At 71.0% G+C, this 473-nt stretch carries 1 protein-coding gene and 1 pseudogene; both read right to left on the reverse strand.

From position 1 onward, the window contains the following. Positions 1-283 (reverse strand): annotated as a pseudogene (locus tag DEQ92_RS22340) (segregation/condensation protein A); the annotation flags it as partial. Further along, the coding region (locus tag DEQ92_RS22345; RefSeq protein WP_199522980.1) for a hypothetical protein at positions 276-473 on the reverse strand (198 nt) is incomplete at its 5' end. The gene DEQ92_RS22345 and the pseudogene DEQ92_RS22340, both read right to left, overlap by 8 nt.

Consider the following 473-nt stretch of genomic DNA (forward strand, 5'->3'; position numbering starts at 1 on the left):
TGACCTCCACGATGTCGATGTCCCACGGGTCGATGGTTCCCTCCTTGGCGAGTTGGACGAGGAGTTCGACCGGTTCGACCTCGTCGTCGTCCGACTCGGAGACGTCCTCCGGGAGGACCTCGTCCATCGCGTCGGGTTCGGCGGGGGCGGCGTCTGCCTCGGAGTCGGGCGCGGCGTCGTCGCCGGCGAACGAGAAGACCCCGTCGTCATCGTCGTCGCCGTCGCTTCCGTCTCGCTCGCCGCGCCCGCGAGAGAGGTTCAGTTCGGGGATGTCGTCAGTCATCCGCCGGAACCTCCGCTTCCACGTCCGCGTCGGCCTCGCCGCCGTCACCACCGTCCGCGTCGTCACCGTCGTCGTCGCTGCCGTCGCCGCTTCCGCCGTCGTCTCCGCCCGGACCGTCCGCGTCGCGGCCGTCACCGCCGTCGCTTCCAGCCTCGCCGTCGCCGCCGAACTGGATACCCGTGACCGCGCT

The sequence above is a fragment of the Haloferax sp. Atlit-6N genome (assembly GCF_003383195.1).
Taxonomy (GTDB): Archaea; Halobacteriota; Halobacteria; order Halobacteriales; family Haloferacaceae; genus Haloferax; species Haloferax gibbonsii.